Genomic DNA, 25,231 nt, shown 5'->3' with positions numbered 1-25,231 from the left:
GAAAATCGTTCAATCAACCGAAAAATTCACCCTTCAAGCTCTGCGATTTTTGCCATGACTTGGGGCAATTCGCCTGCTTCACGCACGAACCGCCGGTAATTGTCCAGTGCAAGAGCTTTGTTGCCAAGACCCGCCTCGATCTGCGCAGTCAACAGTATGAATTCCGCATTGTTGCCGAAGGCTCGCACAGCGCGATCCTTCGCCTCGCGTGCACCTTGGAAATTCCCAATGGCAACCCTGTAACGTGCCAATTGCCACTGCAAAAACGGATACTCAGAATGATTGTCCACGGCGATTTTAAGCGTATCCGCCGCTGCATCAACTTGCCCCAGATCAAGTTGCAAGCCCGCCACATTTGCAAGCGGCAAAGGCATCAAGGGATTGATTGTGTGCGCTTTTTTGTAATGCTCTATGGCAGTTTCTAAGTTGCCATCGAAAATCGCCTTACGGCCAGCGACAAGCCGCGCCTCCAGATTGTCTTTACCATTTATGATCGCCGTAACCGCATAAGCTCCAGCCTCTGATGGCTTCTTAAGATCATACAAGCGATTGGCAGCAAGTGCGTTGATATGCGCACTGTCTGGGTATCGACCAAGCGCATAATCCAGACGCTTCTCGAACATTGGTTCATCGTTCAGTTGAACCAATGCCCAAAGCAGCATGCGCAAATCCTGTTCGGAATGGTCATCAAGCAAAATGGGATCATACAATTTGATGACCCGCTGCGCCGAACCTTGCAGAAGGAGCGCGTGAGCAAGCGCGAGCCGGCGCTCTTGCTCGCTTAAGGCATCTTTGGACAATTGCCCTAGGGCCGCGACGGCGCGGTTGCCATCGCCATATTTCAGCATCAAATCCAGTTGGAGCTTGCGAACGCGGTCTTCTGCGCCGCCTTTTGCCAAAACATCATTCAAATGCGCATTAGCAATTCTGTATTGCCCTTGGTCATAGGCATTCTGCGCGGCTTCATAGGTGGATGACGTGCTGAGTCCCTCGCATCCAGCAAGCGAAACGGCCATGACCGCTGCCACAGCGCAAGACCACAATCTTGAACAAGGCTTTTCCATGCCAATGCCTGTAAGGCAAAGGCCCTAAGGTTTTGCTAAACCTATACCTCTGCGCATTCCCTAGGAAACGAGCGCAGCTTCCTTGGGTTCAACACTCACCGCGATCCCATTAAGGACCGCATTGCCGGTAAGCACATCAAATCGCTTGGTCCCGACCAAATCATTGAAAGAAACACCGGCATGGTTTGCGGCGGTTTTCCAACTAAGACCGCTGCGGTTGTGCCCCCATCCATGTGGAAGGGATACTACCCCTTGCATCATGTCGTCGGTAATTTCAGCGGTCGTTTCTATTGATGTGATATCCGACTGGATTGTTATGGTTTGCCCATCATCAATCCCGCGCAGTTTTGCATCCTCAGGGTGCATCATTAGGGTGCAACGGTCCGGCCCTTTGACGAGGCGGCGCGAATTGTGGAGCCAGCTGTTGTTGGACCGGACATGACGTCTGCCAATGAGGCGCAGCGCATCTTCGGGCACTTCGTTCATTGTCTGGGCAAACCGTGCAACATCGGCCAAAAGTTCCGCCGGTGCGACATGGATTTTCTGGTCATGTGTTTTCAGCCGGTCCTTAATGCAAGGCTCTAGCGGGCCCAGATCAACGCCGTCAGGCATGGCTTCAACTTCGGCGAGTGTCATGCCAGCAGGTGACGCCTTGAGGAGACCGTCCAATTGCTCGCGCGGATGCTGTATATTGGGGGCGGCGCTGCCTTTGGCTGCATGAACCGCAATGGCCAGCTCGCTTACGATTTCCCAATCGGTCTTTGCCCCTTCTTCCAGTGGCAAAGTCGGGGGCGAGTAAGCCCCAAAATTGCGCACCGACAGCGGGCCAAAGAACATGTTGAAATGGTCTTTTTCCAGCGGGCCGCACGGGGGTAAGATGTAATCTGCGTGCCGCGAGGTTTCCGTTATATGCGGATCAAACGCAACCATCAGATCGAGTTTTGCCAGACCTTCCTCTGTCCTTTGCCCATCCGGAGCCGAAAGGACCGGGTTTCCTGACTGCACGAACAGGACTTTGATCCGCCCATCATCCTCGCGCAGCATCTCATCCGCGAACGCCACCATTGGTGTTTCGCCCATCACCGAAGGAAGCGTGCCGCGCACGGTTTCAACAGTGCTGACCCCGCCCGGACCATTAAGGCCAACAAGATCGAATAGAGGTTTGGGGAACATGGTCCCCCCTTCACGGTCGAGATTACCTGATGCTAGATTGATGAGTTGAACAATCCAGTGGTTGAGCGCGCCAAATTCGCAGACGGAAACGCCCATACGGCCGTAAATCGCCGCCGGTTCATCCCCGATGAAAGGCGCTGTCATTTGCGCGATATCTGCTTCGCTGACCCCGCAGAACGCGGACAATTGAGCGATTTCAAACTGCGCCAACGCACCGCGCACTGGATCAAGGCTTTGATCGCACACCTCGCTCAAGCCAAGACGCAAATCGGGCTTCGCCTCAAGCACGTTTTTGAGGATTGCGAGCAGCAATGCTGTGTCGGTGCCAGGCCTAATCGGAACCCAATGATCGGCAACTTTGGCTGTCTCCGTTTTGCGCGGATCCACAACAGTCACCCTGCCTCCGCGCGCGTGAAGTTCCCTCACCCGGCCGCGAAAATCAGGAACCGTCCACAAACTGCCATTGGACGCCATGGGATTGCCGCCAAGGATCACCAAGTGCTGTGTCCGGTCAATGTCGGGCACCGCCGCCAAACTTACATGGCCATACATTTTATATTGCACATAGTGATGCGGCATTTGGTCAAGGGTGGACGCGGAATAGCTACGCTTAGCACCAACGGCTCGTTGCAAATGGCGGGACTGCAAAACCAAGGCATAATCGTGCGCGCTTGGGTTCCCGCGATAAAATGCCGAAGCGGTCCCATCAGGGTCAATGCTGGCGGTTTTGCCCGCAATCTCGCGGTAGGCCGTATCCCAGTCTATCTCTTCCCAGCCATCGTCCGTTCGCTTCACCGGAGCGTGCAGCCGGTCAGGATCATCCTGCAAATCAGCAATCGCAGTTGCCTTGGGACAGATATATCCGCGACTAAGCGGGTTGTCGGGATTACCCTTGATCGAGAGGACCTTGCGCCCTTGGGTCTCGACCAAAATCCCGCAATTCGCCTCACAAATATGGCACGTGCGCTTATGTACTTGGCTCATCATATCCCTGACTGCTTTCTTCTCGCCCAGCACTCTGAACGCCCCGCCCAATCAGAGCAATGACGAAATAGCAATTTTCCTACTTGCACGTTTTTTGCTTCTCTTGCTCCCGCCATGACCCGCCGCAAAGACCCCCAAAGCAAACGCATAGCCGTGTCCAAAGCCCACCTGCCCGCCTTCACCCCCGTGCCCCGCGAATGCGCACGCCGCGATGGCTGGACAGAGGAACGCCAACGCGCCTTCATCGAAGCGCTCGCCGACACAGGCTCCGTCGCCGCCGCCTGCAAATCCGTCGATATGAGCCAGCCCGGAGCGTATTACCTGCGCCGCCAAAAAGGTGCCGAAAGCTTCCGCGAAGCATGGCGCAAAGCGCTTGATCTGGGCGTGCAGCAATTGGAAGACGTCGCCATGGACCGCGCGCTGAACGGGGTTGAGGTGCCCGTCTATTCCTATGGCGAGCTGATCGGGACGCGCAAAGTCTATAACGACCGGCTGTTGATGTTCATCCTAAGGAACCGCGCGCCAGAGCGGTTTGGAGGCGGCAGCGGGAACCTAAAGGGCCTCAACGCCATCGGCAAAATGGAAAAGCGCCGCCTTAAGAAGAAGTGGCGCGAGGAGCTTCGCGCAGAATGGGACGCCGAGCTGGAGGCGTCACGTTCTCACACATCGGTTCAAGCGATCCGCGACAGCATCGATGCGAAAGTCGAGGCGATCCGCGCACAGGTCGACCAAGAGCGCATGAAGGAATGGGAGCAAATGTCGCCAGAAACCCGCGAGGCGTGGAAAGCGTTCGAGGCCCTACGCGACGCGGATTTCGAGCGTTTGGGGGCCGACGAAGCCACGCGCCGCCGCCTATCCCAAGGCCCGCGTGAGACGGTGAATATGGAACCCTATGATTGGCGCAAAAAGCCCGAGCCGCCGAAGCCGAGGAAGACGGTGCACTCGCTTAAGGATGATGGTTGGGATGAGAGGGAGTAGATCACAACGAACGAACTATTTACGTCGCCGAGTTTGAAACAAGGCTTACGAATCGTTTTAAGTCCACGATATGAAGGTCCAACTCTGATATCGCCTTTAATTCGGCACTAAGGATTGGGTGTGGGGTGCCATCTCGACTCCAATCATCCTTTGTATCATTTGTGACAAACACCAAGCCCTTTATGCCGTTCCTTGAACGGAGCAGTGTTTGAACTCCGCGGAGCGTATCCAGCCAAATGTAAAAGTCTCCATTGTTTCCGGGCTTATCGCGAAAACCGGGGGGTGTTTTCGTCATCTGCCGTTGGGCTGCCAACCCTTCAAATTGTAGTCGGTTAACGAAAGGAACTACGGCTACTTCTCTTAGTGTCTCCAGCATTTGAAAAGTGCGATTGACGGTCCCTTCATCGAAAATGTGACCGTGGCTAGTCTGAAAGTCCTCTATTATTTCTTCGAACTTGCTCTTGAATACGCTGAAATCACCGTCGAGCTTATCAAGTTGTTTGCTAAAATCTTCAAATGATTTTGACAACTGTCGAGCTAAACTCGGCACAACATTGTAACGGTTATTCCAAAACTCTTGAACAGACTGACCCGGCAGGATCACACCTGCTTCATGCGGGCCTTTAAGATAATCAATGACATCTGCTGACTTATCATGAGTAGCTAATCGTAGAAAAACCGAGGCATCAAGCGATATGGCGAACGTTCGAATGTCGTCCGGCAAACTAGTTGTACCAAGACCACTAATGAGGGTTTCAAGCGCAGGAATCGACTTTTTCCGGCTAAGCACATCAAGCAATTGCTTATCTCGTCGCGCATCCAAGTCTCTTCTTCGCTCAATACCAAACATTAGCCGCCCGTTGCGCGAGCTCTTGCCCAATCTTGGAGACAGCCTCGACATTCCACTCAGGTATGAGGGCGAGCGCATCAACTATCTCTCCGTCAACTGCGAGCGGGAGCATTGATGTTTGGAAACCTTCCCAGTCCGAACTGTCTGGCGCTCTTCTGTTCACCTTAGCTAATAAAGAATTGCCTATAGTCGCATGCCAGAACGATCGCGCATCTTCATCCATTCCCACCCATTCATCAGCTTGTCTTGGAAAGACAAAATGCAGTGATCCTTCTCTCTGTGGGAACATTGTGTTCTGGATAGTTGACTGACGAAGGAATGTCAGAGTGGATTTGTTGTAAGACCTCTTCGAAAGCTGAGTTTCGAAGTCTTCACGTGGAGGCACAAGATCTCTAAGATCGTCGAGCCCCGTTTGCCAATTACCCTCTTTGAAGATCTTGTTGGCAGCTTCACCGAAGCGCCTCTCAACGTTACCAGTGCCTAAACTTCCGACAGCGACACGGCGAACCACTAGTTTTACAACCTCAGTCATCCCGGCCTCTGGATCTGGAGTCCCAGCAATCGCGATTAACATTGGACGTACGGCTATGACACCCAAGCTATTCAATGAACCGAAGGCCGCGAGCATACCTTCTGTTCCCGGGCCGGCAGCGCTTGGATCGATCATCTGTAGATACAATCTTAGACTGTCTTCAAAAATCTCCATTAGTTCCCCGGGTGCATGCGGCGGACCTTCTTGATTTCGCATTCTTCCGGCCAAGAATGCGTAGAGGTCCTTCGGCAGAACGTGGCCATTGTGCACCGTGATGACGTGCCTGATGAATTGGACAAAATTATTTGAACCCTCAGACGCAAAGTTCGAAGCGATTGATTGCCATCGTTCATATCGGTTCTCGCGATGCTCTGGCTTGGTCTGGCTAAGCAGATAATTCTTCAAAAGGTCGGAGGTCGTAAGCTCCTTTCCTCTTGTGTTTACGACTTCAAAAACCTGATATGCAGCTGCCGGATCAGGATGCATAAACACAGCAAAATAGAGTTTTTTTGTGAGAAATTCGGCCCAAAGTCCCATGCGTTTGAACGGGTCAGAACTAAGGTCTTTTCTTAACTCCGATCTCAAAAAATTGAACGATTCAACAATCTTCGCGCTTACCGTGTCTCCACCAAACATAGTGCTCGGCGCTTCTCCAGTATTGACGATCAACTGGAAGGTCTCATTGTCAGGTGCATGAGACAGAAACACTCGCGGTTCCTTGGCATCCGTATCAAAATTGATTGATTTCAAGAATGCCGCAGAGATCCTGTCAGCAAGGGCATCCCGGCCATGAGATAGCGCTTCATGATATAGTGCCGCAGCCAGTAGACTAAGACTAATGAGTCTTTGCTGACCATCCACCACATGACTACGGTCATTCTCACTAGTTAGAATCAGCAACCCTAAGAAATAAACGTCTGAACCAAGGCTACCACTCAGGTCTAGCCAAAAATCAGCGACTTCATCTTTGGCTGTCCAAGAATACTCCCGCTGGAATTGTGGAACTTCGAAGATCGAATTTGAGAAGACAGCTCCAGCAGCACTTGCCGATGCATTAAGTGGAGTATCCATATAAGGCTGTCCCATTGATCATTCCGATCTCATTAACTTGGCACAATTAGGAATTAAAAAAAAGTGATCACTCCTCACCCATCCTCAGCGCGGCAATAAACGCCTCCTGCGGAATACTCACATTCCCGTATTCGCGCATCTTGGCCTTGCCCTTTTTCTGCTTCTCGAGCAGCTTTTTCTTACGCGAAATGTCGCCGCCGTAACACTTGGCGGTCACGTCTTTGCGCATGGCGGCAATCGTCTCGCGGGCGATGATTTTGCCGCCGATGGCCGCTTGCACGGGGATCTTGAACAAATGGCGCGGGATTAGGTCTTTTAGTCGCTCGCACATGCCACGGCCGCGCTCTTCCGCGACGCCGGAGTGAACGATCAGGGACAGCGCATCCACGGGTTCTGCGTTCACAAGGATGTTCATCTTCACAAGGTCGCCTTCGCGAAGGCCAATTTGCTCGTAATCAAAGCTGGCATAGCCGCGTGAGATAGACTTCAAACGGTCGTAGAAATCGAACACCACCTCGTTCAAAGGCAGCTCATAAGTCACCTGCGCGCGCCCGCCGACATAGGTGAGATCGGTCTGAATACCGCGGCGATCTTGGCATAACTTCAAGATAGAGCCGAGATATTCGTCGGGGGTGTAAATCACCGCCTTGATCCACGGCTCCTCTATCATCGCGATGCGGTTGATATCGGGCCAGTCGGCCGGGTTGTGGAGCATGATCTCCTTCGCATCCTCAGTCTTCGATTTGCTGAGTTGCAGGCGGTAAACCACGGACGGCGCGGTGGTGATCAGATCAAGATCGTATTCGCGGCTAAGCCGTTCTTGGATGATTTCGAGGTGCAAGAGGCCCAAGAACCCGCAGCGGAAACCAAAGCCAAGCGCGGCCGAGCTTTCCATCTCAAACGAGAAGGAGGCATCGTTAAGGCGCAATTTGGCGATGCTTTCGCGCAGTTTTTCAAAGTCGGCGGCGTCCACGGGGAAAAGGCCGCAGAAAACCACAGGCTGGACTTCTTTATATCCGGGAAGCGCCTGTGTCGCCCCGCCCTTCACCGTGGTGATGGTGTCGCCCACGCGGGCCTGTTCGACCTCTTTAATCTGGGCCGTAATAAACCCGATTTCGCCGGGGCCCAGTTCAGGCAGTTGCTCGATTTTCGGGCGCATACAACCGACGCGGTCGACAAGGTGCTGTGTGCCGCCTTGCATGAATTTGATCTGTTGGCCCTTGGTCAGGACGCCTTCGATAACGCGCACAAGGATGACGACACCGAGGTAGGGGTCGTACCACGAATCCACGAGGGAAGCAGACAGCGGTGCATCGCGGTCGCCTTTGGGTGGTGGGATCTTGGCGACGACGGCTTCGAGCACGTCTTCGATGCCGATGCCGGTTTTGGCCGACGTCATGACGGCGTCTGATGCGTCGAGGCCGATGACCTCTTCGATTTCGGCCTGCACACGCTCTGGCTCGGCGGCGGGAAGGTCGACTTTGTTGATGACGGAGACGATTTCGTGGTCGTGCTCGATAGATTGGTAGACGTTGGCAAGCGTTTGCGCCTCAACCCCTTGGGCAGCGTCGACGACAAGCAGCGCGCCTTCGCATGCGGCAAGGCTGCGTGAGACCTCGTAAGCGAAGTCGACGTGGCCGGGGGTGTCCATCAAGTTAAGTTGGTAAGTTTCGCCGTCCTTCGCGGTGTAGTTAAGGCGCACGGTCTGGGCCTTGATGGTGATACCGCGCTCCTTCTCAATGTCCATGTTATCAAGGACTTGCTCGGACATTTCGCGCGCAGTGAGGCCGCCGGTGAACTGGATCAGCCGGTCAGCGAGCGTGGACTTGCCATGGTCGATATGTGCAATAATGCTAAAATTGCGGATTTTGGAGAGGTCAGTCATTTCGACTGCCGTTTAGCGGGCCTAAAGCCTCATGTCATTCGCGAATATTGCAACAACAGATCACTCGCAAAATCAAAGCCGATCTGATCGCTTTTAGGCCGCCTCAAAACGGGCCTGCGGGGCATAGGTAAATTGCGGCACACTCCCTTGCCCCAAGGCGCCGCCTTGCATCTTGTGATAGCTTCCCGGCGAGAGTGCCGCGAGAGGCGCGCCGGCAGCCGATAATGCGTAAGGCGAAACCCGGTTGCGAGTGCACAAGCCGCCTGACCCGTCGTCAATCAGATGCTGCTCAAACTCGAGGCCCTGAGTGTCACCGTTGGTACGGATAACTGTTGCGACAGCGAGTTGACCGCCGCCAAGATCTACCACGAACTGTGTGCCCTTTGGCACGTCATCAAGACCTTGAATGAGCGCGCCTGTCTTAGACAGATTGCGCAGCACGACCTCATAAGAGTGATCGTCATGGATGACGTTGATCCGGCGATAAACCGTGCGGCGTTTGGAGCGTTTGATCCTGTCCCCGCTTGGAGTGATCTTCCAATTGTCGCCAACCAGTTCCTTTTCAACCACATCGCGGCCCACGGGGTCGGAATAGATCGGCCCTTCCATGCGCTTGACGCCGCATTCTTTTAGCCGCTCAAGAAGCTGTGTGCTTTCAATGCCATTGGCAATGGTGTCCATCTCAAGTGCACCAGCAAGAGCCACGATAGCGCGGATGAGGCCAAGGTCTGCGCTGTCGTGTTGTTCAGCCTCCTCGACCAGTTTTTCGTCGATCTTGATCGCATCAAACGGCGCACGGCGAAGGTAGGCGAGAGAGGAATACCCGCTCCCAAATTCGTCGAGTGTCAGCCGCACACCCAGTTTGAACAATTGGCCAAGCGTCCGATCTACTGCGTCCGTATCGCCGAAGAACACAGCCTCGCTGACTTCGAGTTCCAATCGGTGCGGCGGTAAGCCAGTTCCAGTTAGAGCTTCGGAGACAGAGTCGACAAAATCATTTGACGCAAAGAGCGCAACTGGAACATTCACTGCAACTTTGATCGATTCAGGCCAAGCAATAGCTTGCTCGCAAGCTTCTCTGATTGCCCAGGTTCCAACTTCGGTTACCTGGCTTGAACCATCAAGAATTGAGGCGAATTCTTCCTCGTCGATTTCACCGCGCTGGTCATGCATCCAGCAAATGTGCGCCTCAAGCGCTCGGACAGTGCCTGTACTGGCATCGACAATTGGCTCGTATTTGAGAAACAATTGCTTCTCGCGCACCGCTTCGCCCAAATTTTCTTCAAGCCTACGGCGGAAAATTGCTTCGTTTTCCAATTCACCAGAAAAGAAACGATATTGCCCCCGGCCACCGTTCTTTGCAGCATACAAAGCCAAATCGGCCGAACGCACAACCTCGTCCATTGTCACCCCATCGTGCGGGGCAACGGCAATGCCAACGGAACAACCGATGACACATCTGCCTTCCTCTAAGGTATATGGCTGCTTGAGCATGGTGATGATCTTCATCGCGATCTCACCCAGTTCGCCGCGATCATCGAGATCGGGGATCAGGACCTGAAATTCGTCACCACCAAGGCGCCCAATTTCGCATTCGACCTCAATCGAACGCTTCAGGCGGTCGGAGACCTGTTTTAGCAGTTCATCACCAGCAGCATGACCGAGCGTGTCGTTGACGTGTTTGAATTTGTCCAGGTCAAGCATCATAAGCGCGCAGCTGCGCTTTGCAGCTTTGAATGCGGTTAGCGTTGAATCGATCAGGCCCTTCATCCGATGGCGGTTGGAAAGGCCAGTAAGTGAATCAAATTTCGCCAGTCGCGCTGTTTCTTCTTCGCGGAAGTATTCGTCGGTGATGTCCCAGCCCGTTCCACGAAAACCGTCAAACGTATTTCCAGTAAATGTGGGCTGGCCCGAAAGCCTCAAAACGGCACCTTCGGGCCGCTTTTCGGCCCTGACTGCAAAGCCAGAAAAGGACTTATGGGTACCTAGCATCAAGGCAAGGGATTTGGTCCGGCCATCCCGGTCTGCGGAAACGAATACGCTCGAGAGAGGCTGACCGATGATCTCATCAAGGGGAAGATCAAGACGTTCAGCGATCGTACCACTTAAATAGGTAAGGTTGCCTTGCGGGTCACACGACCAGAACCAGCCGAGCCCTGAACTTTCGAGGTCATCCAGCATGGCGAGCTTCTCCGCATCGGACAGCTTGCTGACTGCCCCGCGTGAGTTTGCGCCGCTAATTGATGACAAGAAACCCTTTAGGGGCACCCCGCGCCTTTCCTTTCCGCACCGCGATTACTCAGATTCATAAATCGCTGTGTTCATTAGGTGTAAACCCAGTTGGTTATTTTTTCGCTAAAGCAACAAGTTAATACCGGAGGAGATTGGTTGGGCTGGCGTGCATCAAGAATGATGCCAGGACCCCAGCATGCCAGAAATTCAGAAATGGCTTTGGATGCGCCTTGCAGTCCGGATTAACGTCTTATCTGTGCGCCAATGTCGACTTCGACAAATGCCTTGGGTGCTGATTGCATGGCCCCTGTATATGCCGCCACTGCAGAATTGGTGAGCGCTCCCAATGGCCTTCCTGCAGCTTCGATTTGATATGGGGATACGCGATGCCGCGTGCAAAGCCCTTGCGCACCATCACTGATAAGCTGCGTCTCAAACTCAACGCCTTGAGTAAATCCATCAGAACGCCTCACTGTGGCAATAGCCAATTGGCCATCACCCAGATCGAGGACAAATTCGGTGCCGATTGGAACATCGAGCAAGCCTTCGATCCGCGCACCGGTCTTTGAGATGTTGCGGAGGAACACATCATACCGGCTGTCACCATGGATCAACCCAATTCTACGGAACTCAGTGCGCCGTTCAGACCGATACTTTTCAGGACCACGCGGCTTGAACTCAAGCTCTTTGTTCTCAAAACGGGTGAGCAGTTCCTCAATCGAAATTGGGGTTGAGAACAGGTAACCTTGCAAATGCGTTGCCCCGTGGGCGGTTACCATCGCCAGCTCATCCTTGGCTTCGATACCCTCAGCAACGGTTTCCATCTTTAGGGCTTTGGCCATGCTCACAATCGCAGAGACCAGCGCACCATTGTTGTTGCCTTCTTCGGTGCACCCACGGACAAAGCTCTGGTCGATCTTGACCTTGTCAAAGGGTGCATCACGCAGATAGCTAAGCGAAGAATAGCCGGTACCAAAATCGTCCAAGGAGAGGCGAACACCCCGACCTTTCAACTGCTTGAACAAGTCCAGAGTACGATCGAGATCTCCGACGAATACACTTTCTGTGATTTCCAATTCTACCCGCGACGGATCAACACCGGTCTTTGTCAAGATACGGTCGACTGTTGAGTAAAAATCATCTGATGCAAACTGAATCGGAGAAACGTTCACCGCAGCCCGCACTTCAGTCGGGCAATTACCCAATTGAATGCAAACCTGTTCAAGGACCCACTCACCAATCTCTGTGATGATCCCAAGTTCTTCAGCTACTGGAATAAACTCTGCAGGAGAGACGCGACCTCTTTCGGGATGCTCCCACCGCAACAACGCTTCGAGCGAAGCAACATTATGGGTCTTTGCATCAACAATAGGCTGATATTGAATGAGTAGCTCACCTTGCGAAAGCGCATCTCGAAGATCATCTTCGATCCGCTGACGAAAGTGTGCGCTTTGGCTGAGTTGGCTTGAATAAAAACGGTACGTACCTCGGCCCGCATCCTTTGCCGCGTAAAGCGCCAGATCAGCTGCCTTGATAAGATCACTCGCATCAATTCCGTCATAAGGTGCGATTGCAACTCCAATCGAGCAACCGATGATGGCACGAGCGCCCTCTATCGAGTATGGCTGGGACAACATCTGAACCAGTCGCTTTGAAAGGTCAGCCAGTTCCCCGCGGTCGTCTTTATCAGGCAATATAATCTGGAACTCGTCGCCACCAAGCCGACCGATTTCACCCGTTTCTCCGACAAGTTTATTGATGCGGACGGCAACTTGTTTGAGCAGCTCATCGCCCGCAGGGTGTCCTAAAGTATCATTGACCTTTTTGAACAGATCAAGATCGAGCAGCATGACCGCGCAAGATCGTTTGGATTGCTTGAAAGTCTTCAACGTTTGCTCAAGCTGTCGCGCCATGCGGAACCGGTTGGCTAGTCCCGTAAGTGAATCATATTGCGCAGCACGCTCTGAATCGCGAGATTGGGCTAGACTGCGAGTAATATCACGGGCAGTTCCGTGGAATCCTTCAAAGTTACCATGTCCATCCAGACGCGGCGTAGCGGAAATTTCCCACCACATCTCTTTGGTCTCGTCACCAAGGACTTTGACATTCAGCCGCGAAATCGGACTCCGCGACGCGAGACGAAATTTGAGGGGTCTTGAGGTTGTATCGCTGTCATCCGCATCACCTGTTGCGAAAATCTCCGTCAGGTTTAGCCCAATAAAACTGTCCTTTTCGCGGCCAGCTGCGGATATCGCAGAATCGGTTAGATAAGTGAGGCGCCCTGACGCATCGCTTTCCCAGAACCAACCCAAATTGGCAGCCTCAAGGCCTGCGAGCAACGATGCGCTGCGGTTAGGATCGTGCGCCACCATCTGCCTGTGCTCAGCCGCAGAAGCAGACAATTGTCCCCCCGACAATTTAGATAACAGACCGCTCATTGGAGTCACAAATCCTCATTCAATTCCTGCAAGAATACCCGCATTGGATGAAGGAAGACTAAACTCCATTCACATTCATAAGGCGCTGTCCCGCTTGCATCAGATTGATACTGCCGCTTTGTTCGGGTTGAAGTCGATCTTGCAAAGCTCGTCTGCTACGGTCATCAATGGCTAGAACTAGATCGAGACACATCAGCCGATCATGAGGGGATACATGGATGCCTGGACCAAAAGTCACACTTGAAAATGAAGCGGCGCAGTCGACCAACGCATTGGGACCTGTGGTGGGTCTTGCTCGCGAGGACTTTGTTGGGGCTGTTGCTGTGCTCTTGCGTGAGACTGCGTCCGATCCCAAGCGGCTGATGAAACACGCTCAAACCATGGGCGAAGACATGGTCAAGATTGTCACAGGTAAGAGCGACCTTGCACCTAATCCCAAGGACAAGAGGTTCCACGACCCCGCATGGCAATTCAATCCGTTCTTCCGGGCGGGCGCGCAATACTATCTGGCCATTCAGAAGGGCATGAACAATTGGCTTGAAGATCTTGAGTTAGACGAGCTCGAGCGCAACCGCGCCAATTTCATCTCTAACATTATCATAGACAGCCTTGCCCCAACCAACACATTGGTAGGCAATCCGATCGCGCAAAAGCAGGTAATCAACTCCGGCGGGCTAAGCCTCATCAAAGGGCTTCAGAACGCATACAACGACATTGTGCACAATCGCGGCATGGTAAGCCAAGTGGACAAGCGTCCGTTTAAGATTGGGAAAAACATTGCCACTTCCAAAGGCAACGTCGTCCATCGCACTGAGATGTATGAGCTTGTTCACTACGCTCCGACGACAGATGAGGTTTACGAAGTTCCGCAGCTCACCATCCCGCCTCAGATCAACAAGATGTACATTAACGACCTTTCCCCTGAGAAGTCGATTATCAAATGGCAAGTCGATAACGGCATGCAAACCTTTGTGATTTCTTGGCGCAACCCGTCCAAAGATCAAGGGCACTGGGATATGTCGGATTATATCGCGTCCTGCGAAGAAGCCTTGGCGGTGGTCTCTAAAATTTCGGCCTCGAAGAAGGTCAATGTGTCTGCTGGCTGTTCAGGTGGCCAAACCGCATCTGTGCTCGCGTCAAAGCTTGCCGCGACGGGCAATCCGGTTCTTGGCACGTTGACGCTAATGGTCTGCGTATTGCACCCCAAACCTACCGACATCGAAGCCGGTTCTCTCGTCAGTGAAAACGGCATGCAGATCGCAAAAAAACGCGCCGCCAACAAAGGCATTATCAAGGCCGATGATCTGGCACGCGGATTTGCATGGCTGCGCCCGAATGATCTCATCTGGAACTATGTCATCAACAACTACCTGCTCGGCATGGACCCGCCAGCGTTCGATGTTCTGTATTGGAATTCGGATGCAACGAACCTGTCGGCAAGCCTCATGGGCGACTTCCTGACGCTTTATGAAACTCTCGCTTTCTCAACACCGGGTGAGACCGAGATGGCCGATCACAAGATCGACCTCTCCAATGTCACCGCTGACCTGTTTATTCTTGGAGGTGTCACCGACCACATCACGCCTTGGAAAGCGACCTACCGCTCGACGCAATTGTTTGGTTCTAAAGACGTCACATATGTCCTGTCCCAGTCGGGCCATATGCAAGCGATTTTGAACCCGCCAACCAATCCGAAAGCGAAATACTTCGTGCAAAAGAAAAAGGGCAAATTGCCAGAAAAGGCAGACGATTGGCTCCAAGGCACTGAAGAGGTCAAAGGCAGCTGGTGGCCCCTTTGGATGGAGTGGATCCAAAAGCGTTCAGGCAAGAAAATCGCCGCGCCAGAGACTGTGGGCAGCGACGCCTATCCTGCGCAAGAAAGCGCGCCGGGACTCTACGTCACCGAAGAAGTCTGATACAGAGCCGGCAAAAGCCGCGTTACAAAGAGCTTATGGAAGGCGAAGCCCGCAAGGGATCTGCGACCCCACCCTCCCACGCTCTTCCCCCTAGAGACGCAGGCTGAAAGGTTGGAATAGCCGTGAGTGAATTCATGAAAGATGCCGTTGTCACAATGCAAGAAGTGGCCGGCCGGACGTTACGGGTCGCGACCTGGAGACTGGATCAGCCCTCGGATCATCTGCCGGTTTTGTTCTTCAACGGCATTGGTGCAAATATCGAAGCAGTCGCGCCACTTGCCGACGCATTGACCGAACGTCCCTTTATCATGTTCGATATGCCCGGCGTCGGCGAATCGCCTGACCCCGTTCTGCCTTATAACCCGTTCACAATCAGCTGGACCGCTGCCCAATTGCTCGATCAATTGGGAGTAGGCGATGTGGATGTGATGGGGATCAGCTGGGGCGGCGGTATCGCTCAACACTTTGCCATGCAACATGCAGGCCGCAGCCGGCGGGTTGTCTTGATCGCGACCAGTGCAGGCATGTTGATGATGCCAGGGAGTCCCAAAGCGCTCAGCAAAATGGCCAACCCGCGCCGTTATATTGACACCGATTACATGCTCAAAAACTTTGAAGCGCTCTATGGTGATGGTTTGGGCAAGAGCGCTGGTAAGGGCGGACATATGTCGCGCCTAAAGCCTCCATCCCCGCGCGGTTATATGTACCAATTAATGTGCATGCTTGGCTGGACCAGTGCGCCTGCTTTGCCTTTCCTGCTTAAACAGGAAACACTGATCATGATGGGCGATGAAGACGCAATTGTCCCGCTCACCAATGGTAAGTTTCTCAAAATGCTCATCCCCAACAGCGAGCTAGTAGTGATGAAAGGCGGCGGGCATTTATTCCTGCTCAGTCACGAGGAAGAGAGCATGAATACAATCCGCGACTTTCTCAATCGTCCAGCCAACACCGAAGGCAAAAGCGAAGCCGCTTGAACTTCTGCCAAGGCTTACGCCTTTGGTAGCCATTCCTTCAGGATCGCATTCACGTCTTCAGGTGCGTCCTGCTGCACCCAGTGCGAGACACTCGGAAGGCGTTTGAGCGTAAAATCGCTTACCCACTGCTCAGTCCCCTCAGTGCAGTGGATGTTCAGCGCCACATCCTCTTCGCCCCAGACCATGAGCGTAGGCACTTCGACGCGGCCATCGCCGAGATCGATTGTATCGCCGTGGCGAAGCAGTGCACGGTAATAGTTGACCATGGCTGAGCGCGCGCCCGGACGGCGGCTGGCATCGCTGTAAATGGCACGTTCTGCGGGGCCAAAGGCTTCGGGTCGGCAAGATGTACGCGCGATGAGATCGCCGACCACATTGCCGTCTTTGCGCGCAAGCATCTTTTCAGGCAGCCATGGGAGCTGAAAGGCGAAAATGTACCAGCTCTTCTTCAACTGACGCCAATGACGCATCTCGCGCCGCGCAACCATGGGATGGGGCACATTCATGATGACAAGCCGGGTGAGCGGCCGAAGCTTGGTAATCGCAAAACCCCAAGCGATGATCGCGCCCCAGTCATGCGCAAACAGCGTGACCTGTTTAGCTCCGCTTGCATCTATGAGGTCGGCCACGTCCTGCGTAAGCCTATCAAGCGCATAATCGCAAACCTCGCCCGGCCTGTCGGTCCCGCCATAACCGCGAATGTTCGGGGCCCAAACCCGGTATCCCTTTTCGGCAAGCAAAGGCATCTGATGCCGCCACGAATAGTGCAGCTCAGGAAAGCCGTGGAGCATAAGTGCTAAATGATCGCGGCTCCCATCTTTGGCTTCCGCTTCTGCGACTTCGAAAGTCAGACCGTTTGTCTCAACAAATCGAACGGCGATTCCGCTGCCCACTGGCGGGTGCCAGCTTGCGCAACGCTCCGTCATTCGCCGCCCTTCGTTATACCGCATATGCCCCGGGTTGGCAGACGATCGGCCTTGGCCAGGGCAGCTGCGGCTGCGCGCGGTCGGTCGGTGGCGATAACATCAACACCGCCCTCGCCCAACTCGGCATAGCGTTCATCTGTACCAAAACGCGCGAAAACGCCATCGAGAGAACGATCCGGCCTCCCTAAGGTGCCGAAGATCACCTCAACATCCGCCGCTTCCAATACCGAATAAAGGTCAGGCCGCGCTGTGCCCGTGCCCGTGAACGCGACGATATTTGCCGCTGGAATGCCCGCAGCGACAATCTCGTCCAGATCTCCCGGCGCGTTCACTGAATAAGAGATCAGCATATCAGGCGCGAGCTCATACAGGCTCATCGCCTGCGCCTTGGTGTAAGCAATTAGGATAACGCCCTGCACCATATCCGCCGCGCGTATTTCCGAGACAACAGTGGCAAAATCAGCGGTGCGTTTGAAATCGACCTGAAGCACCGCCCTCCCCTTTGCCCAGGTCAGTGTCTCTGCAAAAGTCGGCACAAAATAAGGGGTCATCCACCCAGCTTCATCGACCAGCTTAAGCGTTGAAACCTTAGTCCAAGGCACATCTGTGACAGCGCCCGAACCCGTAGTGGTGCGATCCAATGTTCGGTCATGCATCAGGTAATGCATCCCATCTGGGCTCTGTGCGACATCAATCTCCATCATCGCGGGCAAAGCGTGAAGAACCGCGTCCATCGTTGGAATAGCATTTTCAGGCAGACCCGGAGAAGGTCCGCCTCGGTGCGCAGAGATGATCGTTTTTCCCGACTCCTCAAGACAATCGAGCATCGCCGAAAGGTCGCCATTTGTCGGCATTTCCCAGCGTCCAGACTCCTCCTGAGCAGTCGATGGACTCGCCGCGGCAAACACAAAGGTGCTCGCGGCTATGAACATCGCCTTATATTTCATGGAACTGCTTCTCCTACGGGTGCCCAACTATCGGCCTTATCCCTCTGGACAAGCCGGTTGCCAAGCCAATTTCAATATGAGACCTTCCGTTTCGAGAGATAGGAGATAAAAATGCCAGCATTCGACCTCATCATCAGGGGCGGAACGATCGTCGATGGCACTGGCCAACCTCGGTTTACCGGAGACGTCGCCGTAAAAGACGGACTGATCGCGCAAGTTGGGACTGTACAAGGCGATACAGCGCGAGAAATCGATGCGAGCGGCAAAGTTGTCGCTCCGGGATTTGTCGACATCCACACGCACTATGATGGGCAGGCAACGTGGGATCAGGAAATGGCCCCCTCCAGCTGGCACGGCGTTACAACGGTTGTCATGGGCAATTGCGGTGTGGGCTTTGCCCCTGCGAAACCTGACCGCCACGAATGGCTGATCAGTCTGATGGAAGGGGTGGAAGACATTCCCGGCACGGCTCTTGCTGAAGGGATCACATGGGAGTGGGAGACCTTCCCTGAATATCTCGATGCACTCGAAGAAATGCCGCGCGCGGTCGATGTGGGCACCCATGTGCCCCACGGCGCGGTACGCGCCTATGTGCTGGGCGACCGTGAGCAACCGGGCGCTATTCCGACAGAGCAGGACATCAAGGAAATGTCCGATATCGTTGAGGAAGGCGTTCGCGCAGGCGCCCTTGGCTTTTCGACTTCCCGCACAGTGCTTCACAAATCGGTCGAGGGCGAGCTTGTCCCCGGCACCACTGCCACACCAGAGGAACTGGTCGCGATTGGTCACGCGATGGGACGCGGTCAAAAGGCGGGCGGTCATGCGGTCTTTGAAATGGCCAGCGACCTCAAACGCGATTGGAATGAGTTTGAATGGATGGGTAAGCTAAGCCGCGAGGCCGGCGTGCCAGTTACGTTTGCGGCGCTCCAATCCATCGCCAAAGAGCTGCCCCTGCAAGAGCAGATCGACAAAATGCGCAGCGAGAATGACAATGGCGCGAACATCGTTGCGCAAATTGCCCTGCGCGGAAATGGCATCATCATGGCATGGCAAGGCACGGTGCACCCCTTTGTTTACCGCCCGAGCTGGATGGCAATCGCAGACCTTCCGTGGGAAGAGCAAAAAGCGAAGCTGCTCGATCCTGCATTCAAAGCGCAGCTTCTTTCAGAGACCAGCGATTATTCCGACGCACCGCAAGACATTATGGAAGTGGTCGCGGTGATTACGATGGGATGGGCGTTGCAATATGAGATGGACGACGGTTTCGACTATGAACCCGAAGCCAGCGCAAGCATCAATGCGCGCGGTCAGGCGGCAGGCGTTGATCCTCAAGAATACGCCTATGACCTGCTATGCCGTGATGATGCCACTAGCTTCATCTATCTGCCGATCCTGAACTACGCGGACGGCAATCTCGATTTTCTCCACCCCCTTCAGCATTCCGATGACACGGTGAACTCGCTGTCTGATGGCGGCGCGCACTGCGGCACCATCTGCGATGCGGCCTCGCCGACATTTATGCTCGAACACTGGGTGAAGAACCGCAAGCGCGGTGACCGGATCACTTTAGAGAACGCTGTTAAGCGCCAATGCCGCGACACTGCATTGCTCTATGGCCTTGAAGATCGCGGTGTCATTGCGCCGGGCTATATGGCCGACCTCAATGTAATCGACTTGGAACGCCTCACACTGGGTAAACCATGGCTCGCCTTTGACTTGCCAGCAGGCGGCAAACGCTTGCTGCAAAAAGCGGACGGGTATGATTACACCATCAAAAACGGCGCAGTCACGTTTGAAGCGGGCAAGTGGACAGGAGAGACACCCGGAGGCCTGATCCGCGGGCCTCAGCGCGCGGAAATGGCGGAAGCGGCGGAGTAGCCTGCGGCTTGTGACCGGACAGCCAGTCACGCTCCATTCTTAAGCCCTACCGCCGGCATTGTAACTTTGATCCAGGTTCTCGCGAAGCCCCGATCAGATAGAACATGCTATGGCGGCGAGGCAATCCCGGTATCGAACTGAACTCTTGGCAGTTCATTCGGCGGGTTTTTTGCACTTGAGCACGCCGCAAAACCGGCGAGGCTAGAATGAAGTTCAAACCCTTAGTGATCATGTGTCTGCTGCCTGCAGTGGCAGGTTGCACAAGCTTAGAACGGTTGGCCATCCCAAGCTCCGAACTCGTCTCGGCGCAGTTCCAAACAGCGGGAACGCAGGACAGCATCTCGAATGAGGCCTGGGATAGCTTTCTCTCAAGTTACACAACGCTTGGCGAAGACGGCATTGTGCGGGTCGATTACGGCGCTGTGAGCGCGGACGACAAGCAGAAGCTCGACAGTTATGTCGATTATCTCGCCGCTCAGGACGCGACGCAATTCACCCGCGATGCGCAGCTTGCCTATTGGATTAACCTCTACAACGCGTTGACGGTTTCGGTCATTCTCGACAACTATCCTGTTGATTCAATAAGAGATATCTCGACCAGCCCGCTGGATTTCGGCCCCTGGGGTGAAAAACGCATTGTGGTCAACGGACGCGAACTGGGCCTGCATGATATCGAACATGGCATCGTCCGCCCGCTCTGGAGCGAGGAACCACGAATTCACTACGCGCTCAACTGCGCCGCCTTTGGCTGCCCGAACCTTGCGCAAAGCGCATACACGGCCTCCAATCTTGAGCAGAAGCTGCAAGAGAACTCCGTCCTCTACATCAATGACCCGCGCGGCGTGTCTGTGGGTGAAGACGGCAAAGTCACCCTCTCCAAAATCTTCAGCTGGTACCGCGAAGACTATGGCGGATCAGAGGAGACGGTCCTTGTGCATGTGCGCCAATATGCTGAGCCGGATTTGCTTGCAGCGCTAGACCAGCCTGACCTTTCCATCAGCTATGCCTATGATTGGTCGCTCAATGATACAGCCACTGCGACACAAGGTCCGCAGTAGCAGCTCATTTGGTTCGCATTTAACCGGCCTATGGTTCGACAACGATACCCTTAGCTGGGTTAATCGTGCCACCGATCATCTCAAGATAGGTCGTGCGCGCCGCATCGAGACCTTTGAGAGTTTCAATCGAAACGGTCCCATCAACCGCCTCCAAGAAGGCGTGCCATGTCTTGGCGACCATCACGCCGCCCTCGGCTGCGCCGTGCTCCTTGAAGAAGGAGACGAAATGGTCAGGGGCAAAGAACAGTGTCGGTGGTGGCCCTGGAAGGTTTCCTGCACCTCCGCCCATTGAACTGCGAGCTTCGATGTGAGTGGCACCCACAAGGCATGAATATTTGAGATTGTCGGTAAAGTGGTGATGCAGTTTGCCAAGCACTTCTGCGTTGCCAGCGAAATCAACCGAAACACTTGGACGAATGGGCAAGTGGCCAATCGCATCATAGGTGTGGACCTCATCGTAAAGCCCTGTACTTTCGGTGAAATCCACATTGCCCGGAGAGGTAAGGCCGATGCGTTTGATATCCGGTGAGTTTTGCTTGGCAACGTTGGCAAGGCCCAATGCGGTTTTGGACGAAGCGCTTGTAAGGATCACGGCCTCTGCCCCGAACCAATTTTCAGAACGCATGAAATAATCGATCACAAAGCCGGTTTTGAACAGCGGGCCATAGATCATCCGCTCTTTTTCACGGGCCGGATCATGCTCAGGATCAGCGGCCAAGCGATTGTAATTGTTGTAAACCGGGCTCATCGGCTGGCGGTAATCAGTCATATCGGAGAAACTTGTGGCCGAGACATTGCCCGGCACCGCGTCAAACTGCGTTCCCATAGGCAAATAGCCATACACCCGTTCACCCACGGCGATCTCGGCGCAATTGCTTTCGATGACCACTGCGTGACCCCACATCGGCACGATACCGAGCCCTTCTTCGTCCGAGGTGGGGGGGAAGAAATTCCAATAGCCAAATCCGTCGCCTACCACCGCATAGGTGATATTGTTGGCCGTTACAGAAAAACTCTCAACTTTCAGTCGGATAGCGCCGTCAGCGAGATCTCCAACTGGCATCTCCACAAGCCTGGCATGGGTCAATTCATTCTTGCGAACATGAACTTGGGCTAGGGTCATTGGTTTAAGGTCCTCCTCGTATCATCTAGAAGGTAGCCTATCCCTTTTCGATTTCCCAGCGTGTAGCAGCAATCGAAGGACGATTCTTTAGAGTCTCAAGCCACGCCTTGATGTGATCGCATTGTGCAATTCCCACCTCACCTTGCGGTGTAAGCTCCAACGAACGCAGGATCGGGTACAAAAACACATCGGCCAATGTGATACCGGTCTCACCCGCAATCACAGTCCACGCACCATCATTTTGCAATTCGAGTTCAAGGAAGCCCAAGGCCCTGCTGATTTGCGGAAGAGCATTATTTATACGTTCTGGGTCAAGGGGATAACCTGCTACACGGTGCATGATCCATGGCATCACCAACCCCTCCTCAAAAAGGGGAAATAAGTAGTTGTTTGCAATTGCGACCCACTTATCCATCACAGCACGGTGTGACGGTTCAAAGGGCTGCAACGCAGCTTGATTGTGCGCATTATCTAGATAGTGCGCGATTGAGACGCTCTCGATCAGCTCAAGACCATCGACCTTGACCACTGGAACTTTGCCGAATGGATGGCGATTTTGCGGCGAATTCGCCGGAGTCGCTATTGTTTGGTGGATTAACCCGGCTTCTTCAGAAGTGATCTGAACTATTCGGGTGTAAGTGGATATAACTGTTCCAAAAATGCGAACTTGAGCTTCGTCATCCTTGCTCATTATTCAAGCCTATGGGGTTTCCGGCGCATTGGGAGAGGATTGCGCTTCAGCCTCAATCATCACTCGGCCCATATCTTCCATACGGCTCGCAAATCCGCGGGCGCGGAGGCCGCAGATTTGCTCCAACTGAGTTGAGTCCGCTTCGAGATATGCCGGATAACGCTCTACTAAAGCAACGCTAATTGGTGTTCCGCGCTGCGCTTCATATCGGCCCAGGAAGTAAGTCATTGTCCCGATCAGGGCTGTTCGAGCATCCGGCGTCATCACCCCGTCATCAGAAGCCAAGAGACCCGCAGTGTATAGGGCGCAATCCAAATCATCCTCTGGCGAGAAGCCTTGACCAGTTTGCTCACTATTTTCCTGAGCTGAGAGGGAAGCCCCGCTCAACAATAAGGCACCTACAATGATCCCCCCAAAAACTCGCATTAGACGCGCATTGGCATCAGCACGTACAGCGCCGGACTTTCATCATCTTCGCGAATAAGTGTCGGAGCACCAGCATCAGCCAAGTGAAGTTCGATCTCTTCAGAATCAAACTGTCCAAGGATGTCTTTCAGATAGTTGGCATTAAATCCGATCTCAAAACCATCGCTGCTATAGGTCGCGGCCAGCTCTTCTGCTGCATTGCCGTTATCGGGCGACGTCACAGAAAGGGTCACGCGGTCGGCATCAAGGCCCATTTTGACAGCGCGGGTCTTCTCCGTCGCAATGGTCGCAACGCGGTCAACACCTTGGAAGAAGAGTTTTGGATCAACCTTCAACAATTTGTCATTGCCGGTTGGAATAACGCGGCTGTAATCAGGGAAGGTCCCGTCAATCAATTTGCTGGTCAGCACCACACCGCCCTCACCCGAGAGCGTGAACCGGATCTTCGATGCAGACAGGTCAACCATCACAGCGCCATCAAGCGCTTCTTCAAGAAGCTTGCGCAATTCCGCAACTGCTTTGCGCGGCACAATGACGTCTGGCATGCCATCCGCGCCATCAGGCTGGGCAATGGTAAAGCGCGCCAGACGGTGACCATCGGTCGCAGCAGCCTTCAGAACCGGTCCATCATCATCGCTTACGTGCAAGAAGATGCCGTTGAGATAATAGCGCGTTTCCTCAGTTGAGATCGCAAAGCGCGTCGCATCAACCATCCGGGCAAGCGAACGAGCAGGCAGTTCAAAAGAGGTTGGCAGGTCGCCTTCGACGATCACGGGGAAATCATCGCGCGGCAAAGTTGGTAGTTTAAACCGGCTACGCCCTGCTTTGATCGCCATCTGATTGTCGGCAGCATCAAGGCTTACTTGAGATCCCTCAGGAAGCTTGCGAGCAATATCGAACAAAAGGTGTGCCGATACGGTGATCGCACCCGGTGTTTCAACCGAGGCTGCACTCATCGTCTCAACCACTTGCAAATCGAGGTCAGTCGCCATGACTTTTACGTTTCCGCCTTCCGATGCCTCAATCAAGACATTGGATAGGATCGGAATGGTGTTGCGGCGTTCAACCACCGATTGAACATGGGAGAGACAACGCAGGAGCGTCGCGCGTTCGATCGTAGCCTTCATCAGCGTAACCTATCGTCTTTGTGTTTCACAGCCTTCGCCTAGGGCACGGAATCGCCCTCGAAAAAGCCTTGTAGATCACAAAAACCTTAGCGTGGCTGTCACTAGGGGCAAGATTGTACCGGCTCTAGCGTGCATTCCATTGGGGATAAGGGGCGATTGAAAGCCCCAAGTCGGCCAAATCGTCCCTTTAGAGCATCGCCATACCGCCGTTCACGTGCATGGTCTCACCCGTGATATATCCTGCTTCACGGCTCGCAAGGAATGCGCAGGCCGAGCCAATATCATCGCCCTCACCCATTTTACCCATGGGAATCTTGCCGTTGATCGTCTCGGTTTGCTTTTCATCAAGCGCTGTCGTCATTGCGGTTCGGATAAAGCCTGGTGCCACGCAATTGGCTGTTATCCCGCGGCTTGCGACTTCTTGAGCGAAACTCTTGGTCATACCCGTCAGCCCTGCTTTGGCAGCGCAATAATTCATCTGCCCCGGGTTGCCGGTATGCCCAACAACGGATGTGATATTGATGATACGGCCAAAACGCCCCTTCATCATCGGCCGGGCAGATGCACGCATAAGGCGGAAAGCGGCTTCGAGATTGACTGAAATGACGCTGTTCCAGTCGTCATCCTTCATCCGCATGGCCAATCCATCGCGGGTGATACCGGCGTTATTCACAAGGATGTCGATCCCGCCGAGCGTGTCGACGGTCGCTGGGATCAGCTCATCGACTTGATTGCTATCAGACAGGTTGCACGTAATCTCAACATGATCGCCAGCATCCGGTGAGCCAACTTCTGCATTAAGCTGTTCGCGAAAGGCGCGCAGCTTGTCTCCATTTGAACCCGAAAGCGCAACGCGGGCACCTTGCTTGGCAAGAGCGATTGCAATTGCCGAACCGATCCCGCCGCTTGCGCCGGTTACCAGCGCGTTCATTCCATCCAATCGAAACATGTGTCG

The 25,231-nt window shown here is 54.0% G+C and carries 19 protein-coding genes; 5 read left to right on the top strand and 14 right to left on the bottom strand.

Annotated elements, in window-relative coordinates:
• Positions 1-26: 26 nt before the first annotated feature.
• Both ABJ205_RS14385 and ABJ205_RS14380 read right to left on the bottom strand, forming a co-directional pair.
• Positions 27-1,016 carry a tetratricopeptide repeat protein gene (locus ABJ205_RS14385; RefSeq protein WP_348158558.1) on the bottom strand — a complete coding sequence of 330 codons (990 nt, stop codon included), beginning with the start codon at positions 1,014-1,016 and terminating at the stop codon, positions 27-29.
• Positions 1,017-1,124: 108 nt separating this feature from the next.
• Positions 1,125-3,224, bottom strand: coding sequence for a molybdopterin-dependent oxidoreductase (locus ABJ205_RS14380; RefSeq protein ID WP_348158561.1), 2,100 nt, complete (start codon positions 3,222-3,224; stop codon positions 1,125-1,127).
• Between the two features lie 150 nt (positions 3,225-3,374).
• Here ABJ205_RS14380 and ABJ205_RS14375 point away from each other — a divergent pair, with 150 nt between their 5' ends.
• Positions 3,375-4,199, top strand: a complete 825-nt coding sequence (locus tag ABJ205_RS14375; RefSeq protein WP_348158562.1) for a hypothetical protein — start codon at positions 3,375-3,377, stop codon at positions 4,197-4,199.
• Positions 4,200-4,218: 19 nt separating this feature from the next.
• On the opposite strand, the gene ABJ205_RS14370 is transcribed toward ABJ205_RS14375, so the two are convergent.
• From ABJ205_RS14370 to ABJ205_RS14350, 5 genes are all read right to left on the bottom strand, one after another.
• Positions 4,219-5,049 carry a PIN-like domain-containing protein gene (locus ABJ205_RS14370; RefSeq protein WP_348158565.1) on the bottom strand — a complete coding sequence of 277 codons (831 nt, stop codon included), beginning with the start codon at positions 5,047-5,049 and terminating at the stop codon, positions 4,219-4,221.
• The gene (locus ABJ205_RS14365; RefSeq protein WP_348158568.1) at positions 5,036-6,652 is read right to left on the bottom strand and encodes a DUF262 domain-containing protein; all 1,617 of its coding nucleotides are present in this window, start codon (positions 6,650-6,652) and stop codon (positions 5,036-5,038) included. The genes ABJ205_RS14370 and ABJ205_RS14365 overlap by 14 nt, the downstream gene beginning before the upstream one ends.
• Positions 6,653-6,719: 67 nt before the next feature.
• Positions 6,720-8,537, bottom strand: coding sequence for a translation elongation factor 4 (gene lepA / locus ABJ205_RS14360; RefSeq protein ID WP_348158571.1), 1,818 nt, complete (start codon positions 8,535-8,537; stop codon positions 6,720-6,722).
• Positions 8,538-8,630: 93 nt separating this feature from the next.
• A complete protein-coding gene (locus ABJ205_RS14355; protein ID WP_348158573.1) occupies positions 8,631-10,805 on the bottom strand; it encodes an EAL domain-containing protein in 2,175 nt (724 codons plus the stop codon).
• Between the two features lie 206 nt (positions 10,806-11,011).
• Complete coding sequence (locus tag ABJ205_RS14350; protein ID WP_348158576.1) at positions 11,012-13,207, bottom strand: EAL domain-containing protein; 2,196 nt, start codon at positions 13,205-13,207, stop codon at positions 11,012-11,014.
• 218 nt (positions 13,208-13,425) lie between these two features.
• Here ABJ205_RS14350 and ABJ205_RS14345 point away from each other — a divergent pair, with 218 nt between their 5' ends.
• Positions 13,426-15,123, top strand: coding sequence for an alpha/beta fold hydrolase (locus ABJ205_RS14345; RefSeq protein ID WP_348158579.1), 1,698 nt, complete (start codon positions 13,426-13,428; stop codon positions 15,121-15,123).
• Positions 15,124-15,245: 122 nt separating this feature from the next.
• A complete protein-coding gene (locus tag ABJ205_RS14340) occupies positions 15,246-16,100 on the top strand; it encodes an alpha/beta hydrolase (RefSeq protein ID WP_348158581.1) in 855 nt (284 codons plus the stop codon).
• 14 nt (positions 16,101-16,114) lie between these two features.
• Here the strand turns inward: ABJ205_RS14340 and ABJ205_RS14335 are convergent, their stop codons facing one another.
• On the bottom strand, positions 16,115-17,026 hold the full coding sequence (locus tag ABJ205_RS14335; protein ID WP_348158584.1) for an alpha/beta hydrolase: 912 nt from the start codon (positions 17,024-17,026) through the stop codon (positions 16,115-16,117).
• Positions 17,023-17,973 (bottom strand): glycerophosphodiester phosphodiesterase family protein, encoded by a 951-nt coding sequence (locus ABJ205_RS14330; protein WP_348158587.1) that lies wholly within the window; start codon positions 17,971-17,973, stop codon positions 17,023-17,025. Before ABJ205_RS14330 ends, ABJ205_RS14335 begins: the two co-directional genes overlap by 4 nt.
• Positions 17,974-18,084: 111 nt before the next feature.
• Here ABJ205_RS14330 and ABJ205_RS14325 point away from each other — a divergent pair, with 111 nt between their 5' ends.
• Positions 18,085-19,851 (top strand): D-aminoacylase, encoded by a 1,767-nt coding sequence (locus ABJ205_RS14325; protein WP_348158589.1) that lies wholly within the window; start codon positions 18,085-18,087, stop codon positions 19,849-19,851.
• Between the two features lie 206 nt (positions 19,852-20,057).
• A complete protein-coding gene (locus ABJ205_RS14320) occupies positions 20,058-20,909 on the top strand; it encodes a DUF547 domain-containing protein (RefSeq protein WP_348158592.1) in 852 nt (283 codons plus the stop codon).
• A gap of 28 nt (positions 20,910-20,937) precedes the next feature.
• On the opposite strand, the gene ABJ205_RS14315 is transcribed toward ABJ205_RS14320, so the two are convergent.
• From ABJ205_RS14315 to fabG, 5 genes are all read right to left on the bottom strand, one after another.
• Positions 20,938-22,032, bottom strand: coding sequence for a DUF2855 family protein (locus ABJ205_RS14315; protein ID WP_348158595.1), 1,095 nt, complete (start codon positions 22,030-22,032; stop codon positions 20,938-20,940).
• 37 nt (positions 22,033-22,069) lie between these two features.
• A complete protein-coding gene (locus ABJ205_RS14310; RefSeq protein ID WP_348158598.1) occupies positions 22,070-22,723 on the bottom strand; it encodes a glutathione S-transferase family protein in 654 nt (217 codons plus the stop codon).
• 9 nt (positions 22,724-22,732) lie between these two features.
• Complete coding sequence (locus ABJ205_RS14305; protein ID WP_348158600.1) at positions 22,733-23,110, bottom strand: hypothetical protein; 378 nt, start codon at positions 23,108-23,110, stop codon at positions 22,733-22,735.
• A 38-nt stretch (positions 23,111-23,148) separates the two neighbouring features.
• Positions 23,149-24,276, bottom strand: coding sequence for a DNA polymerase III subunit beta (gene dnaN, locus ABJ205_RS14300; protein WP_348158602.1), 1,128 nt, complete (start codon positions 24,274-24,276; stop codon positions 23,149-23,151).
• Positions 24,277-24,463: 187 nt separating this feature from the next.
• Entirely contained in the window at positions 24,464-25,225 is a 762-nt protein-coding gene (gene fabG, locus ABJ205_RS14295; RefSeq protein WP_348158604.1) for a 3-oxoacyl-[acyl-carrier-protein] reductase, read from the bottom strand.
• Positions 25,226-25,231: the final 6 nt, after the last annotated feature.

This window comes from Erythrobacter sp. (genome assembly GCF_039988855.1).
Classification (GTDB): Bacteria; Pseudomonadota; Alphaproteobacteria; order Sphingomonadales; family Sphingomonadaceae; genus Erythrobacter.
The sequence above is the reverse complement of the archived record's forward strand: the minus strand, read 5'-3'. Positions and strand labels throughout refer to the sequence as shown.

What these genes read in the sequence shown, in the direction of transcription:
- ABJ205_RS14385 (WP_348158558.1), bottom strand. Translation starts at nt 1,016, where the DNA reads ATGGCCGTTTCGCTTGCTGGATGCGAGGGACTCAGCACGTCATCCACC.
- ABJ205_RS14380 (WP_348158561.1), bottom strand. Translation starts at nt 3,224, where the DNA reads ATGATGAGCCAAGTACATAAGCGCACGTGCCATATTTGTGAGGCGAAT.
- ABJ205_RS14370 (WP_348158565.1), bottom strand. Translation starts at nt 5,049, where the DNA reads ATGTTTGGTATTGAGCGAAGAAGAGACTTGGATGCGCGACGAGATAAG.
- ABJ205_RS14365 (WP_348158568.1), bottom strand. Translation starts at nt 6,652, where the DNA reads ATGGATACTCCACTTAATGCATCGGCAAGTGCTGCTGGAGCTGTCTTC.
- lepA (WP_348158571.1), bottom strand. Translation starts at nt 8,537, where the DNA reads ATGACTGACCTCTCCAAAATCCGCAATTTTAGCATTATTGCACATATC.
- ABJ205_RS14350 (WP_348158576.1), bottom strand. Translation starts at nt 13,207, where the DNA reads ATGAGCGGTCTGTTATCTAAATTGTCGGGGGGACAATTGTCTGCTTCT.
- ABJ205_RS14345 (WP_348158579.1), top strand. Translation starts at nt 13,426, where the DNA reads ATGCCTGGACCAAAAGTCACACTTGAAAATGAAGCGGCGCAGTCGACC.
- ABJ205_RS14335 (WP_348158584.1), bottom strand. Translation starts at nt 17,026, where the DNA reads ATGACGGAGCGTTGCGCAAGCTGGCACCCGCCAGTGGGCAGCGGAATC.
- ABJ205_RS14330 (WP_348158587.1), bottom strand. Translation starts at nt 17,973, where the DNA reads ATGAAATATAAGGCGATGTTCATAGCCGCGAGCACCTTTGTGTTTGCC.
- ABJ205_RS14325 (WP_348158589.1), top strand. Translation starts at nt 18,085, where the DNA reads ATGCCAGCATTCGACCTCATCATCAGGGGCGGAACGATCGTCGATGGC.
- ABJ205_RS14320 (WP_348158592.1), top strand. Translation starts at nt 20,058, where the DNA reads ATGAAGTTCAAACCCTTAGTGATCATGTGTCTGCTGCCTGCAGTGGCA.
- ABJ205_RS14315 (WP_348158595.1), bottom strand. Translation starts at nt 22,032, where the DNA reads ATGACCCTAGCCCAAGTTCATGTTCGCAAGAATGAATTGACCCATGCC.
- ABJ205_RS14310 (WP_348158598.1), bottom strand. Translation starts at nt 22,723, where the DNA reads ATGAGCAAGGATGACGAAGCTCAAGTTCGCATTTTTGGAACAGTTATA.
- dnaN (WP_348158602.1), bottom strand. Translation starts at nt 24,276, where the DNA reads ATGAAGGCTACGATCGAACGCGCGACGCTCCTGCGTTGTCTCTCCCAT.
- fabG (WP_348158604.1), bottom strand. Translation starts at nt 25,225, where the DNA reads ATGTTTCGATTGGATGGAATGAACGCGCTGGTAACCGGCGCAAGCGGC.